This is a genomic window from Qipengyuania gaetbuli (genome assembly GCF_020524765.1).
Classification (GTDB): Bacteria; Pseudomonadota; Alphaproteobacteria; order Sphingomonadales; family Sphingomonadaceae; genus Qipengyuania; species Qipengyuania gaetbuli_A.
The window spans coordinates 1,192,185-1,206,949 of the sequence record NZ_JAIVLR010000001.1 but is presented as its reverse complement, the minus strand read 5'-3'; the positions used below and the strand labels follow the sequence as shown (position 1 = coordinate 1,206,949).

The window sequence follows — 14,765 nt, the reverse complement described above, 5'->3', positions numbered from 1 at the left end:
GTTGGAGAGCCGCCGCAAGGCTGGCCTCAAGGAAATTCGCAAACGTATGCGCGCCGATTCCGTAGCGTCGCACCGGGGGGCTTTCAGGCGAGTGCGGCAAGCGCCCGTTCGAGCGAGGCGATGCGCTCCGCCGGATCGAAGGTCGGGCCGGCGAAGATAATCTCGTCTGCGCCGGTGCGCTTCACAAAGGCGGCGATGCTGGCGGCGCATTGGTCGGGTGTGCCGATCGCGCTGGCCTGGCCGATATGGGCGAGCATGGCCTGCGCCGTGGGCGGCAACTGTGCGCGATAGCCTTTCACGGGCGGCTTGAGCTTGGAAGGCTGCCCCGTGCGCAGGGCCACGAAAGCCTGCAATTGCGAGGTTGCCAGAGTCTCCGCCTTCTCCTCCGTTTCGGCACAGAACAGGTTCATCGCGGCCATCACATGGGGCTGCGCGCAGGCTTCTGACGGCTGGAAGTCGCGGCGGTAGATTTCCAGCGCTGCATCCAGATGGTCCGGCGCGAAATGGCTGGCGAAAGCATAAGGCATGCCGAGCCTTGCAGCGAGCTGCGCGCCGAACAGGCTCGAGCCGAGCATCCAGAATTCGGGCCGCGCACCGATCCCGGGGGTGGGGTGGATCGTCGTATTGCCAGCCATGAAGGCCTGCAGCTCGACCACGTCCTGCGGGAACATTTCGGCAGCGCGGTGGAGGTCCTTGCGCAGCGCGCGCTGGAGTTCGGGGCCGGCACCCGGTGCACGGCCAAGCCCCAGGTCGATCCGCCCGGGAAATAGCGCATCGAGCGTGCCGAACTGCTCGGCAATCTGGAACGGCGTGTGATTGGGCAGCATGATCCCGCCCGAACCGATGCGGATGGTGCTGGTGGCATTGCCGATATGGGCGAGCACGACCGAGGTGGCACCGCCGGCAATGCCTTCCATCGCGTGGTGCTCGGCCACCCAGTAGCGCTTGCAGCCCAAGCGCTCGGCTGCCTGCGCCAGGTCGCGGGCAGCGGCGAAGGCTTCCGTCAGCGTGCCGCCTTCACGGACCGGCACGAGGTCGAGCACGGAATAGGCGGTCATTCCTGCGGCTCCAGCTGTTCGAGATAGCTGCGCGCTTGCTCGGCCTGCGGGCTGTCGGGGGCGACTTCGAGCACCGACTGGAAACTGGCGCGCGCATCGGCCTCGCGCCCCGAAAGCGCGGCGATAACGCCCGCTTCCAGTCCGACCATGGGATCGCGAGGAGCGAGAAGGGCTGCGCGCTCGATCTGCTGCTGCGCCTCGCCAAGGCGGGACATGCGGCGCGACAGTGTGGCCGAGAGCAGCCAGGCCTGCGGATCGTCGCCATCGGCCTCGCGCGCTTCGGCCAGCGCCGATGCGGCATCGTCAGCGCGGTCGAGCCGGACCAGCACGCGGGCGAGGTCCACCCTGAGGTCGGCCGCAAGCGGGCCGTCACCTGCAGCCTGCGCCTGCCCGCCTGCACGGTCGAGCAGCACCAGCGCCCCTTCCAGGTCTTCGCCGGCCAGCGCGGCATTGCCGGCCATGGCGGTCAGCCGCGCGGCATAGGCGAGATTGTCGGCAGGAGCTTCCGCGCTCGCGAGCTCGAAAATCTCGCGCGCTTCCGCAGTCCGGCCGAGCCTGACCAGTGCCAGCCCGAGGCAATGGGCCGACTGCGCCATTTCCAGCTCGTCGACAGCCGTTTCGCGCCAGCGCTGCGCATAATCGAGCGCTTCGTTCGGCGTCGACGATGCTTGCCTGAGGCAAGAGCCGAGCCGCGCGCGCTTCACCTCGTCGACCGATTCCTCGCGCGGAGGGCGATCGGCGAGCTCATCGGGAATACCCGGCATCCCGCCGGCGGTAGGATTGGGTCCGACCTGCATCAGCAGGATGGCGAGCGGGGCGGTGAGAAGGGTCATTGGCGTTCCAGATCGTCTAGCAATCCGCCCACGGTGCGCAGCAGCAAGGCGATGTCCTGCGGGCGCGAGAGGCGGTGGTCGCCATCCTTGATAAAGGTCAGTTGAACCGCATCCGAACGCAGGGCGCCGGCCAGCTCCATGCTGACCTTCCACGGTACGTCGGCATCGCACTGGCCGTGCAGGAGCCTTGCCGGGACATCGAGCGCGATCGGGCCGCTCAGCTGGCGCTGCGCCTGCCCGTCGGTCCAGAAGCCTGCATGCATCGGGGTCGGCTCGGGTCCGTAGGGATTGTCTTCATGGACCGTCTGCCCCGCGGACAGGGCCTGTTTGTCCGCCTCGGAATATCCCCATTCGGTGAAGTCGGGTGCGGCAGCAATACCGACGAGCCCTGCGAGCCTTTCGCCCAGTGCGAGCCCTGCAAGCAGCATCAGCCAGCCGCCCATGGAGGAGCCGATCAGGACCACCTCGCTTTCGGCCCGCGCCTCGACCAGCGCGACCACTTCCTGCGTCCAGCGCGAGAGCGTGCCGTCGGCGAAATCGCCCTCGCTCGCGCCGCAGCCGGAATAGTCGAGCAGCAGGCAGGCGCGGCCTTGCGCCTGCGCCCAGTCGAACAGGGCGGTGGCCTTGCCGCCTTCCATGTCGGACATGTAGCCGGGCAGGAACACAAGCGTCGGGCCACTGCCGGGCGTATGGCGGAAGGCGATGCGCCGCCCGTCGGGCATCGTGTGGAACTGCTTGTCGCTCATGGCCTCATGCTGTCGCTGCCAGCGACCGCCAATGCAAGCCTAGAAGAATTCGAACTCCTCGACATCGGGGTCCTCGCGGCACATCGACTTGATGGCCTGGAATTCCTTGTCGGTCAGCACCGGCTTGAAGCTCTTCCCCTTGGCCGCCGCGCGATAGGCGCGGGCGCGTTCGCCGGGACCCGGGTGGCTGGCGATCCAGCCGGTGATATTGCTGCCCTCGCTCTCTTCCTCGTCTCCGCCGAGCCGTTCGAAGAATTCTGCAGCGCCGAGGGGAGAGATGTCGCTTTCCGCCATGCGGGCACGCGAAAATTCGTCCGCCTCGCGCTCCGCATCGCGCGAATAGCCCATGGAGGCGAGGCCGAAGATCGTGTCGCCCACGCCCGAATTCGCGCCCGAAAGCAGGATCGACAGGCCGAACTGGCGCAGCAGCGCCGTCATCACGTGGCGTTCGCGCACATGGCCGACTTCGTGGCCGAGCACGCCGGCCAGTTCCTCGGGCGTTTCGGCCTGCTGGACCAGCCCGTCGAACAGGAGGACACGCCCGCCGGGTACGGCGACGGCATTGACCATGCCGATATTGGCGACACCGGCGCGGACCTGTTCCTTGGCCGGATCGACCGAATCAAGCAGCTTCGCCATGGCCGCATCGCCTGCGGGCGTGCTGCACAGCCGTCCGCCGAAGTCGCCGATCATGGCATCGCCCAGCTTGCGTTCCCAGCTGACCGGTACGCGCGGGCCCAGCCAGTCGGGCGCGGTCATGAACAGCGCCACGGCTGCAACACTGACCGCGGCGAATATGGCAGTCGCCTTGCCAAGACCGAGATTGTCGACCCAGGCGCCATACGTCGCCTTGGCCGGCAAGCGCGCGGCAAGGCCGGCGGGAAGCTCGGCAGGCAGGATAAGCCGGAAATCGGGCTCGCTCGTGCGCTGGTAGACTTTCTGCCCGCCGCGCTCCTCGCCCCATGCGAGGTCGGATAGCGGCACTTCCATGCGGCTGGTCGGCGCGGCGAGACGGAGGCTGTCGCCCCCGTCCCACACCGCTTCGCCTTCGTGGCGGACGGCGTTCTGGCCGTCGTACCACTGGGCCGCCAGCTGGAACGCCTCGTCGTGCATCAGATCGCGCCGATGTCGAAGGCGTCGAGCAGCCCCTCGCCATGTTTCGCGGTGGCGGTGGTCGACTGGGTCAGGTCGTCGAGCAGGATTTCGCCGCCGGCTTCCATGTGGGTCATGAAGAACTTCCAGTGGCGATAGCTGAGGAAGATGAAACCTATGCCCAGCGTAAGGACCACCAGCAGCGCGTCGCCGATCAGCAGCTTGACCCAGTCCATGGTCGACGCCTCGAAATTGAAGCGCAGGTCGCCCCAGCTCGTCGAGCCGACGACCTCGCGGTAGAACTTGGCATAAAAGGCCACCGCGATCAGGCCGAGGCCGATATAGAAGAACAGCACGAGCGCCACGATCATCGCGACACCGCCCATCGCAGCGCCGCTTTCGCCGCCGAGGCCATAGCCGGCAAAGGCACCGGTGGCGCCGGCCACGATCGCGCCGATGAAGAACACGAAGGGCGACAGGTAGAACAGCAGGAAACGCCCGAAGACATTGCCGCTGTCGGCACTGGATTCGAAGTGGTGCGGGCCGAAGCTCATCTTGCCCATGCGCTCGTTCCACAGGCTGGTCATCGACCAGGGGATGAGCAGGCCTGCAGGCAGGTAACCGACGAAGGTCTTCCACATGTAGGACAGGCCGTATTTGAAGCCCGGGTCGTTGCTGCCGCCGCGAATGCCGCGCCAGCGGGTGCGCGACAGGCGGTAGCGCAGCGCCCGGAAGCGCGCGAGGCCGGTCAGGTAGAAGAGCAGCAGCAGCGGCAGGATACCGAGGATGGCACCGGCGACTTCATATCCGCGCGCAATCAGCGACTGGGCGACCAGGTTGAGCAGGAAGACCGGCAGCACGAACAGGCCAAGCACCAGGGCAAAGCCGATGAACAGTTCCTTCCCCGTCCCGGTCCATTCCAGTCGTTCGTCGACGAAGCGGCTGTGCGACCAGAGATACTTGCGTTCACGCGTGGTCGCCCAGAAGCGGTAGATACCCAGCGTAACGATGGTCAGCAGCAAGTTGGGCAAAGCGATCTTCGCGAAATCCTGCCAATTGCCGTCGAAACCGAAGGCGCTGTCCGCCTCGATATGTCCCTGTTCCATAGAAGTTGTAGCGACCCCCCGCCCTATAAATCCGAATGGACTACCATCCACCGGCGGTTCTTCAGGGCGAGGGGTTGCAAGTCAAGCGCGCCGCTCAGTCGCGCAGGAATATCTCTTCGATTTGTGTCTCGAAAACATCTGCAATGCGGAATGCGAGCGGCAGCGAGGGGTCGTAACGGCCCGTCTCGATGGCATTGACGGACTGGCGACTGACTTCCAGCCGCTCGGCGAGGTCCTGCTGGCTCCAGTTGCGCTCGGCGCGGAGGACCTTGAGGCGGTTCTTCATTCTCCCCGCACCTTCTGCCACAGGTTGGACAGGCCGGTTCCGATCGCCCAGGCGGGCAGGACCCACCAGGCCCAGACGTGCGGCACCAGTTCAAACATCTCGAGGAAGCCCCACAGGATGCCGACCGACAGCACCAGGCCGAGGCCGTGGATCGATGCCATGGTCGTCCGGTGGCGCAGGTATTCGTCGGTCTCGTCGGAAAGGTAGCGCGCCATGGCCCAGACGATGCCGAAGGTCGGCAGCACCGGCAGGAGCGATATCGCGAACACCGCCGGCGCGGACAGCTCGTAATTGCGCCACACGGTTATCGCGATGCCGAGGCCCAGGACATAGCCGAAGCTGCTGGCGATCACGCGCTTGTTGTAGGCCAGCGTGGCAGCGCTGCTGCAATCGCCGCGGTTCTGCGCGCGGACCATCGGGATCAGCAAACCGCAGGACGCGGCCATCAGGATAAAGCCGGTCGGCCCATTGATGGCATCGGCGATCTTGAGTGCACCGATCATCGCGACGACGGCGAGATAGAGGCCGGCCCAGAAGCCGGGCGAGCGTCCGCTGCGTGCGGTTTCCTGCGCGCTCACGCCCGGAACGCCTTCAGCGGGTTGCAGGCCTTGGCCGGGCGCAACGTGACCACCGCCAGGGCGGGGAGGGTGATCACGGCCGTCTCGGCCAGCGCCGCAGGGACCAGGCCCTGCGTGGCTCCGATCGCCAGGAGTATCGTGGTGGCCGAAAGGCCGATGGCAACAATCATGCGGGACATCGTCAAGCCTCCTTGAATTTGTGTAAAACGTGTTTGTCATGCGAGTTGCTCATTGTCAAGTATACTTTCCAAAATGGAGCGGGTGCTTTCCGTCCACGCGATTTGGGCTTGTCACGAGCCTGTCGCGCAGCGCAGGCATTGGGGCGACGAGGAGAGACGCCACATGTTCAAGACCGAACCGCCTGCATCCGCCCCGATAGCGCCGCTCGACCGGCGCACGTTGCTGAAGGGCGGCGCGCTGGGGGCGGGCCTTCTGGCGGCTCCGCTGTCGGCGGCATCGGGCGCGCGCGGGTTCACCCACGGCGTGGCGAGCGGGGAACCGGGCGTCGACAAGGTCATCCTGTGGACGCGCTATGTTGCCGACGAGGTCGTGGCGCTCGAATTCCAGGTCGCCGAGACACAGGATTTCGCCGATCCGGTGGCGGAAGGCAGCGCGATTGCCAGCCCCGACACGGATTGCTGCGCCAAGGCCTGGGCCGACGGGCTGCGGTCGGGCAAGTGGTACTATTACCGCTTCATCGCCCCCGACGGCTCGGTGTCCGATACTGGCCGCACGCGCACCCTTCCCGAAGGGCCGACGGCGCGCTGGCGCATGGCGGTGTTTTCCTGCTCGAACATCGGCTTCGGCTGGTTCAATGCCTATGCCCACGCAGCCGATGCCAACGAGTTCGACTGCGCGCTGCACCTCGGCGACTATTTCTACGAATACGGACAGGGCACCTACCCCTCGGAAGCCGAATGGCTGGCCGTCCGTGCGCCGCTCGACCCGCAGTCCGAGATCGTCCTGCTGAACGATTACCGCGCGCGATACGCCCAGTATCGCAGCGATCCGGACCTGCGCCGCCTGCATCAGGTCTACCCGATGATTTCCGGTTGGGACGACCACGAAAGCACCAATGACAGCTGGGAAGGCGGTGCCCAGAACCACCAAAGCGAGACCGAGGGCGAATGGAGCGTGCGCAAGGCTGCAGCCATGCGCGCCTATCGCGAATGGATGCCGGTGTCGGACGAGCCGTGGGCGGCGTACGAGGTCGGCGATCTTGCCACGCTGTTCCGGCTGGAAACCCGCCTGACCGCGCGCTCGCAGCAGTTCGATTACGGCATGCTGCTGCGCGGGACGACATCGCCCGAACAGGGCATCGCCGCGCTCACTGCCTTTCGCGAGGAGCGCTACCGCGATCCCGCGCGCGAGGTGCTTGGGGCGGAGCAGCAGGACTGGCTTGCCGACGGGCTCATGCGTTCGGCCAAGGGCGGCAAGGCCTGGCAGGTGCTGGTCCAGCAGGTGCTGCTCGGCAAGTCCTCCTCGGCAACCTCGCTGACCGACAACCTTCCATCCGGCCTGCCCGACTTCGTGCAACGCAGGGTGGTCGCCGGGGCGCTCGCATCGCGCGCAGGCCTGCCGATCAACATGGACGCCTGGGACGGCTATCCCGCCGCGCGCGACCGTCTTTACGAAGCATCGCTGGCGGCCGGGGCGAACCTCGTCAGCCTTGCAGGCGACACGCACAATGCCTGGGCCTTCGACCTGACGCATGGCAGCGAGCGGGTCGGCGTGGAATTCGGCGGCCAGTCGGTCACGTCTCCCGGGTTCGAGAATTTCCTGCCGCAGCTGAAGCCTGCCGACATTGCCGGCGCGCTGGTCGAGCGCAATCCCGAGCTCAAATGGATGGACGCATCGCGTCGCGGCTACATGGCCGTGGAGCTGACCCCGTCGAGCGCCACCAGCGAATTCCGCTTCCTTGCAGGCGTGCGCGACAAGGGCGCCGGTGTCGTCGGCACTCACCGGGTGACGGCGCTTGCAGGCCAGCGGGCCTTGCAGGCCGGTTGAGTTCTTAACCTCTCGGCGCTATCTCGTCCGGCATGACGCACACGCGCCTCACGACGACCACTACCACCACCTCGGGATTCCGGGGGCGGTCGGTCGCGGTCTGATCCGCGGCTTCCCGCCGCCCGGTTTCGGGCGGCAGGGTGTCAGCTTCCCGAAATCGCGATAAACCAGCGACACCGCCCTTCCGGTGCGCGCTCCGTTGTGGCAGGGCGCGCCCTAACGAGACGGAAATACGAGTGACATGACGGAACTGCTCAAGATCAGCCTGCCCGACGGTTCGGTACGCGAGATGCCGGAAGGCTCCACGCCTGCCGATGTCGCTGCCGCGATCGGCCCCGGCCTTGCCAAGGCCGCCATCGCCGCGCGCGTCGACGGCGAGCTGCGCGACATCAACCGCCCCTTCGAAGGCGATGCCGAGCTGGCGCTGGTGACTGCCCGCGACGAGGAAGACGCGCTCGAACTCGCACGGCACGATTTCGCGCACGTCCTTGCCGAAGCGGTCCAGTCGCTCTTCCCGGGCACGCAGATCACTTTCGGCCCGGCGACCGACGACGGCTTCTATTACGATGTGAAGGCACCCGCCACGCGCGAGCCGTTCTCGATGGACGACCTGCCCGCAATCGAAGAAAAGATGCGCGAGATCATCAAGGCCGACAAGCCGCTCACGCGCGAAGTCTGGAGCCGCCAGCAGCTCATCGAAAAGTGGGAAGCCGAAGGCGAAGTCTTCAAGGCCGAATGGGCCAAGGAACTGCCCGAGGGCGAGGAGCTGACGGTCTATCGTAGCGGCGAGGACTGGCTCGACATGTGCCGCGGCCCGCACCTTGCCTCGACCGGCAAGCTCGATCCCGATGCCTTCAAGCTGATGCGTGTTGCAGGGGCCTATTGGCGCGGCGACCAGAAGAACGCGCAGCTCACGCGCATCTACGGCACCGGCTGGCTCAACAAGAAGCAGCTCAATGCGCACCTGACGCGCCTCGAGGAAGCCGCCAAGCGCGACCACCGCAAGCTCGGCCGGGAGATGGATCTCTTCCACCTCCAGGAAGAGGCGCATGGCAGCGTGTTCTGGCATCCCAAGGGCTACCGCATCTGGCGCGAGCTCGAAGCTTACATGCGCCGTAAGATGGACGGTGCGGGCTACCGCGAGATCAAGACGCCGCAGCTGATGGACGTGCGCCAGTGGACCCAGTCCGGGCACTGGGGGAAATATGCCGAGAACATGTTCGCGGTCCCCGACATCGTGCCCGAAGTGGGTGATGACGGCGAAACCGCTGCCTCGCCCAAGGTCGCCGACGATGCCGAATGGATGGCGATCAAGCCGATGAACTGCCCGGCCCACGTGCTGGTGTTCAAGCAGGGCATCACTTCCTATCGTGACCTGCCGATCCGGCTGGGCGAAATGGGCTGCTGCCACCGCAACGAACCGCACGGCGCGCTCCACGGCCTGATGCGCGTGCGCCAGTTCACGCAGGACGATGCGCATATCTTCTGCACCGAGAGCCAGGTCGTCGAAGAGGTTCGCGCCTTCTGCAAGCTGGCCGACGAAGTCTATCGCGACTTCGGCTTCAGCTATCACGTCAAGCTCGCCCTGCGCCCCGAAAAGCGCTTCGGTAGCGAGGCGGACTGGGACAAGGCGGAACAGGAACTGCGCGACGCCGTGGCCGAAGCCGGCATGGCGAACGAGGAATACGGCTGGGAAGAACTGCCCGGCGAAGGCGCCTTCTACGCGCCCAAGCTCGAATGGCATCTCACCGATGCCATCGGCCGCACCTGGCAGGTCGGCACGATCCAGGGCGACCGCGTGCTGCCCGACCGCCTCGATGCGACCTATGTCGGCGAAGACGGCGAGAAGCACCGTCCGGTCATGCTCCACCGCGCGATCTTCGGGTCCTACGAACGCTTCATCGGCATTCTGATCGAACACTTTGCCGGACGCCTGCCGACCTGGCTTGCGCCGGTGCAGGCCGTCGTCGCGACCATCGTGTCCGATGCGGACGGCTATGCGAAGGAAGCGGTCGAGAAGCTCAAGGCAGCGGGCATCCGTGTCGAGAGCGACCTGCGCAACGAGAAGATCAACTACAAGGTGCGCGAACACAGCCATGCCAAGGTGCCGCACCTGCTGGTCGTCGGCATGCGCGAGGCAGAAGAGGGCACTGTCGCGGTGCGTACTCTCGGCCAGCAGCACCAGAAGGTGATGAGCCTCGACGAGGCGATTGCGATGCTGAAGGACGACGCGACGCCGCCGGACCTGCGCGAAGGCTGAGCGGAACGGATGGAGCTGCTCGCGGGCTACGGACCGGCGGCGATTACCGCCGCGCTCCTGGCCGCATTCGGCTCCGCCTTCGTGCGCGGCCTGACAGGCTTCGGCATGGCGATCCTGATCGTGCCGATCCTCGCGCTGGCACTGTCACCTGTCCATGCCGTCCTGCTGACCAATTTCCTCTCGGTCTTCATCGGGCTTTCCGAGATTCGCCGGCTGGTGCGCGAGGCGGAGAAATCGGCCTGGGCGATTATCGCGCTGGTCGCGGTGACGACACCGGTGGGCCTCTACCTGCTCAGCATCACCACGCCCGCGCTCGCCCGCGTGGTCATTGCGTTTATCGCGCTGTCCGCCTTCGTCGCCGTGCTGTTGCCGCGTCGCGGCGCGCTGGACCATCACCCCGCCACCACGGCCGGTGTCGGAGTGCTGAGCGGATTGATGACGGGGTATGCCGGGATGCCGGGGCCGCCGGTCGTGCCCTATTACGTGGGGCGCGACATTCCGCGCGAGACGGCCAAGGCATCCATGCTGCTGATCTTCACCTGCGCTTCGACCACGGGCCTTGTCAGCGGCAGTGCAATCGGCGTGCTCGACTGGAAGCTGGCGCTGTTCGCGGTCGTGCTGTTCCCGGCGGTGCTCCTCGGCAACTGGCTCGGCAACCGGGCGTCGGGCAGGATCGAGGACCGGACGTGGCGGGTTTGCGTGGGCGTGGTGCTGGGTGCAGCCGCCATGGGCGCCTTGTGGAAGGCGTTCGCCTAGGTCGTTAAGAAGGGCAGGGCCGGTCCGGCGAGGACCAGTGCGAGCCCGCAGCCGCTCACGACAGCCATGCGCACCATTTCGGCCGCCGGGATCGACGGGACATGCGTGCGTGCAAGAGCGATAGCCTTGGCCATGCGACCATTCTCGCCTGCAAACCCTAACGAAGTGTTAAGGCTTCCAGCCTGCGGAGGGCATCTGCTGGCTGGCGCAGTGGAAACCGCCGCCGCCTGCCAGCACGGCATCGCCCGGCAGGCCGATGGTGGCCCGGTCGGGGAACAGGTCGGCGATGGCCGCGACGCCTTCCTCGTCATGCGGACTGCCGAATGTCGGCACGACCACGAGGTGGCTGGTGATGGCGAAATTGACGTAGCTTGCCGGCTCCACATGGTCGCCGCTGGTCACGAGACCGGGCGAGGGGATTTCGCGTACCTCCACGCCTGCCGCCTCTGCCCGCCGCTTCGCATCGGAATAGATTTCCGCGTTGGGGTCGCCAGTGCCGGTTGCACGCGGGATCACCAGCGTATTGGGCGCAACGAAGCGCGCGAGATTGTCGACATGGCCGTCGGTGTGGTCGTTGATCAGCCCGTCGCCCAGCCACAGCACCCGGGTGAAGCCGAGGTCGCGGGCGAGCCGGTGTTCGAGTTCTTCGCGGGACAGATGGGGGTTGCGATTGGGGTTGAGCAGGCATTGCTCGGTCGTTGCGACGAGGCCGGTGCCGTCGCCGTCCACCGCACCCCCTTCAAGGATCCAGTCCGCCGTATCGAGCGGCAGGCCTTCGTCGCGGGCCAGCTCGGCGCCGATGGTCTGGTCGCCATCCATCAGGTACTTGCCGCCCCAGCCGTTGAAACCGAAACGCCGCGCTGCCCGCTCGCCGGCTGCATTGGCGACCACCAGCGGCCCGGTATCGCGCAGCCAGACATCGCCATAGGCGCGCCGCTCCAGCTTGACGCCTCCGGTCACGAGCGACCGCGCCCGCGCCTCGTTGGCATCGTCGCGCACCAGCAGGCGGACTTCCTGACCGCTTTCGGCCACTGCGCTGGCGAAGGCGGCGATCTGCTCCTGCGCGCGGGGGAGCACTTCGGGCCACTCATCCGCATCGTGCGGGAAGCCGATCCAGAGCCAGTCCTGCGCAGCCCATTCGGGCGGCATGATCCAAGAAGATGCGTCGGTCATGGCCGCGCGGTTAGGCCGGGATGCGTCGGGCGCGCAAACAAAAAGCGCGGCGGTGCGCGAGGGCGTCAGGTGCCGGAGCGGGCCAGTGCAAGGATTTCGCGCGGGTTCTCGATCGTCAGCATTCGGCGGAGCGCAGCCTGCTTGTCATCGGCATGCGACCAATAGGCTTCCCAGATACGCATGCCCATCCAGTAGCCCAGCTCGCTCGGCCAGCCTTCCGGAGCGGCGCCGTAATTGCGCACCCAGCGGTACATGGCGGCCTCTGCCTGTGGCCGCGTTTCCTCGGTCGCACTGGCCACGACATCGATGTCGCTTGCGAGCGTGGCGACGAGCTCCTGCTCCTTCGGAGCCGCCCAGTCGGCGCGGGAGGCGTCGGGTTCCTCGCCCGTCACCATGCGCGCGAGGAAATCGGCCGCCCCTTCGGCCAGGATGTTCTGCAACAGGAAATCCCTGCCAGCTGCGCGCCCGGCATCGTTCTGCAGCGCATGAACGGTTTCATGGGCGAAGAAATGCCGCAGCGTGCGCCGCAGGTCTTCGGGCGAGGCTGCCATCCTGCAGAGCACCTCCAATCCTAGCACCTGCGCGCCGCTTGCAGCCGTTCCGCCGGAATTGCCGGCTCCGAAGAGGACATAGACCTGCGGGAGCGAGGCATCGGGAAAGGTGCCGCGCAGTCCGAGGTAAATGGAGCGCAGGTCCCGATTGGCCAGACGGACTTGCGGCAGGCATTCGTCGATGGCATTCCGGTAGGCCTGCGGGTCGGCTGCGATCGCTGCTGCCAGCCGTTCCGCGCTGACGATCCGGTTGGGCGTGAACACTTCCACGCCATAGCTGCCCGGGTCGAGATACTCGCGCTGCAACTGCTCTGCAGTGGGTGCCCCGCCGGTCCGCTCGAACAGCGCCACGAAACGTTCGATGTCGTCCAGCTGGATTTCGACCGATAGCGGATCGGCTGCCGGAGGGGGTGCAGCCAGCAGGGGCGCGGTCCACAAGGCGAGTGCGAGAGCGATGACGCTGCGAAGCATGGGGACTCAGTACCCCGTTTGGTGCCGTGCGCAAAATGAAAGGGGCGCCGAAGCGCCCCTTTGCGTTGTTGTCAGGCCGAAGCTCAGGCGTCGGCAGGCTTGCTTTCGCTGTCGCCCTTCGGCTTGCCGTTGGCAGGCAGTGCCTTTTTCTCGGGCTTTGCCGAAGCCTCGTCCTTCGGGGCCTTTTCGGCCTTGTCCTCGACCACAAAGCCCGCGGTCTGCTCGGCCGGGCCCTTGACCAGGCTGTTGAGGCTCGAGCCGTCGAGGCCGAGTTCCTTCATCAGCCCGTCGAGGACCGGCGCCTGCGCCCGGTAGGCGAGCGCCGCGCTGACCGCGTCCGTGGCAAGGTTGCCCGAGCCGCCGGCAGAAACCGCACCGCCCGACGATTTGCCGCCGCCATTGGTGAGCCCGTCGACCTGGACAATCTTGATGCTCTCGATCGCTTCCATCGGCTTGGCGCTTTCGCGGACCAGTTCCGGCAGGACCTTGAGCAGTGCCATCTTGGTCTGCAGGCTGATCTGGTCGGACGACAGGATGTTCGCCGCCTCGTTGATCGCCCGCTGGCCGGCCGCCTCGACTTCGAAGCGCACGCGAGCAGCTTCGGCTCGCAGCTTCTCTGCCTCGGCCTCGCCTTCCGCTTCGCGGCGGATGGCTTCGGCGCGGTTGGAGGCCGCATCCTTCTCGGCTTCGGCATCGACACGGATCTTGATCGCGTCACGCTCTGCCTGCTTCGAGGCCTCGATCAGCTCGATGCGCTTCTGGCGCTCGGCGATTTCGGTCTCGCGGCTGGTTGCGACCTGTTCTTCGGCAGCGACCGCCTTGGCACGGGCCTCGTCGGCCTCGGCCTTGGCCTGGCTTTCCTCGCGGCTCTTGTTCTGGACCGCGATCTGCTGCTCCTGGCGAGCGATTTCGAGTGCCCGCTGCTGGTCGATGCGGGCTTCCTCGACGAGACGGTCGGCCTCGATCTGCTGCGCGTCGACCTGCTTCTTGGCCTCGATCCGTGCAGCGTCTGCCTCACGGGTCCGCTCGGCCTGTTCGCGGGCGATTTCCGAGGACTGCGCGGCGCGCCGCACCTCGACCTCGCGCTCCTGCTCGAGCCGGGCGTATTCCTGGTCACGCTTGATCTGGAAGCTCTTCTGGTCGGCTTCGAGGTTCTTCGTCTCCATCTGCACGCGCGTGTCCTGCTCGATGTCGTTGCGCAGTTTCTTGCGCGCCTCGATCTGCTCGGTCAGCTTGGTGAGACCTTCGGCGTCGAAGGCGTTGTTGGCGTTGAAGTGCTCGATGCTGGTCTGGTCGAGACCGGTCAGCGAGACCGATTCGAGCTCCAGGCCGTTCATGGCCAGGTCGTTGGACGAGACCTGCTGCACCTTCTGGACGAAGTCGGCACGCTGTTCGTGCAGCTCGTTCATCGTCATGCCCGCAGCCACGCTGCGCAGCGCGTCGACGAACTTGCCTTCGACGAGGTCCTTCAGGAGCTCGGGCTGCATCGTGCGCTGGCCCAGCGTCTGCGCCGCCATCGCGATCGCTTCGGCATCGGGCTTCACGCGGACGTAGAATTCCGCCTTCACGTCGATCCGCAGGCGGTCGAGCGTGATCAGCGCCTCGCTGTCGCGGCGCACCACCGACAGCACCAGCGTGTTCATGTTGACCGGCATGGTCTCGTGGAAGATCGGGAAGACGAGCGCGCCGCCGTTCATGACGACCTTCTCGCCGCCGACGCCAGTGCGCACGAACGCGATTTCCTTCGATGCACGACGGTACATCTTCAGCAGGAAGGTGATGAAGATGAGGGCAAGGATAAAGCCCCCGACCGTCACCACCATCGAAGTTCCAAATAGGGTTTCCATT

15 protein-coding genes are annotated in these 14,765 nt (G+C 66.3%); 3 read left to right on the top strand and 12 right to left on the bottom strand.

What is annotated here, in order from left to right:
• Positions 1–83: 83 nt before the first annotated feature.
• The 8 genes from LC083_RS06095 to LC083_RS06060 form a co-directional block, all read right to left on the bottom strand.
• Positions 84–1,058: an LLM class flavin-dependent oxidoreductase gene (locus LC083_RS06095; protein WP_226699615.1), complete on the bottom strand. Its 975-nt coding sequence runs from the start codon at positions 1,056–1,058 to the stop codon at positions 84–86.
• The gene (locus LC083_RS06090; RefSeq protein ID WP_226699614.1) at positions 1,055–1,891 is read right to left on the bottom strand and encodes a tetratricopeptide repeat protein; all 837 of its coding nucleotides are present in this window, start codon (positions 1,889–1,891) and stop codon (positions 1,055–1,057) included. Before LC083_RS06090 ends, LC083_RS06095 begins: the two co-directional genes overlap by 4 nt.
• Positions 1,888–2,637 carry an alpha/beta fold hydrolase gene (locus LC083_RS06085; RefSeq protein WP_226699613.1) on the bottom strand — a complete coding sequence of 250 codons (750 nt, stop codon included), beginning with the start codon at positions 2,635–2,637 and terminating at the stop codon, positions 1,888–1,890. Before LC083_RS06085 ends, LC083_RS06090 begins: the two co-directional genes overlap by 4 nt.
• A 39-nt stretch (positions 2,638–2,676) precedes the next feature.
• On the bottom strand, positions 2,677–3,750 hold the full coding sequence (locus tag LC083_RS06080) for a M48 family metallopeptidase (RefSeq protein ID WP_226699612.1): 1,074 nt from the start codon (positions 3,748–3,750) through the stop codon (positions 2,677–2,679).
• A complete protein-coding gene (locus LC083_RS06075) occupies positions 3,750–4,835 on the bottom strand; it encodes a YjgN family protein (RefSeq protein ID WP_226699611.1) in 1,086 nt (361 codons plus the stop codon). The genes LC083_RS06080 and LC083_RS06075 overlap by 1 nt, the downstream gene beginning before the upstream one ends.
• Positions 4,836–4,929: 94 nt before the next feature.
• Entirely contained in the window at positions 4,930–5,121 is a 192-nt protein-coding gene (locus LC083_RS06070; protein WP_160608498.1) for a helix-turn-helix transcriptional regulator, read from the bottom strand.
• On the bottom strand, positions 5,118–5,699 hold the full coding sequence (locus LC083_RS06065; protein WP_226699610.1) for a hypothetical protein: 582 nt from the start codon (positions 5,697–5,699) through the stop codon (positions 5,118–5,120). Before LC083_RS06065 ends, LC083_RS06070 begins: the two co-directional genes overlap by 4 nt.
• Positions 5,696–5,878: a hypothetical protein gene (locus tag LC083_RS06060; protein ID WP_226699609.1), complete on the bottom strand. Its 183-nt coding sequence runs from the start codon at positions 5,876–5,878 to the stop codon at positions 5,696–5,698. Before LC083_RS06060 ends, LC083_RS06065 begins: the two co-directional genes overlap by 4 nt.
• A 163-nt stretch (positions 5,879–6,041) precedes the next feature.
• Here LC083_RS06060 and LC083_RS06055 point away from each other — a divergent pair, with 163 nt between their 5' ends.
• The 3 genes from LC083_RS06055 (at position 6,042) to LC083_RS06045 (ending at position 10,722) form a co-directional block, all read left to right on the top strand.
• Complete coding sequence (locus LC083_RS06055; RefSeq protein ID WP_226699608.1) at positions 6,042–7,706, top strand: alkaline phosphatase D family protein; 1,665 nt, start codon at positions 6,042–6,044, stop codon at positions 7,704–7,706.
• A 241-nt stretch (positions 7,707–7,947) separates the two neighbouring features.
• A complete protein-coding gene (gene thrS, locus LC083_RS06050) occupies positions 7,948–9,966 on the top strand; it encodes a threonine--tRNA ligase (protein WP_226699607.1) in 2,019 nt (672 codons plus the stop codon).
• A 9-nt stretch (positions 9,967–9,975) separates the two neighbouring features.
• On the top strand, positions 9,976–10,722 hold the full coding sequence (locus LC083_RS06045; RefSeq protein ID WP_226699606.1) for a sulfite exporter TauE/SafE family protein: 747 nt from the start codon (positions 9,976–9,978) through the stop codon (positions 10,720–10,722).
• Here the strand turns inward: LC083_RS06045 and LC083_RS06040 are convergent.
• From LC083_RS06040 to LC083_RS06025, 4 genes are all read right to left on the bottom strand, one after another.
• Positions 10,719–10,856: a hypothetical protein gene (locus LC083_RS06040; protein ID WP_226699605.1), complete on the bottom strand. Its 138-nt coding sequence runs from the start codon at positions 10,854–10,856 to the stop codon at positions 10,719–10,721. The genes LC083_RS06045 and LC083_RS06040 overlap by 4 nt on opposite strands.
• Positions 10,857–10,890: 34 nt before the next feature.
• Positions 10,891–11,895: an agmatine deiminase family protein gene (locus LC083_RS06035; protein ID WP_226699604.1), complete on the bottom strand. Its 1,005-nt coding sequence runs from the start codon at positions 11,893–11,895 to the stop codon at positions 10,891–10,893.
• Between the two features lie 65 nt (positions 11,896–11,960).
• Positions 11,961–12,917, bottom strand: coding sequence for a hypothetical protein (locus tag LC083_RS06030; RefSeq protein WP_226699603.1), 957 nt, complete (start codon positions 12,915–12,917; stop codon positions 11,961–11,963).
• 83 nt (positions 12,918–13,000) lie between these two features.
• Entirely contained in the window at positions 13,001–14,764 is a 1,764-nt protein-coding gene (locus tag LC083_RS06025; protein ID WP_226699602.1) for a flotillin family protein, read from the bottom strand.
• Between the last annotated feature and the right edge of the window lies 1 nt (position 14,765).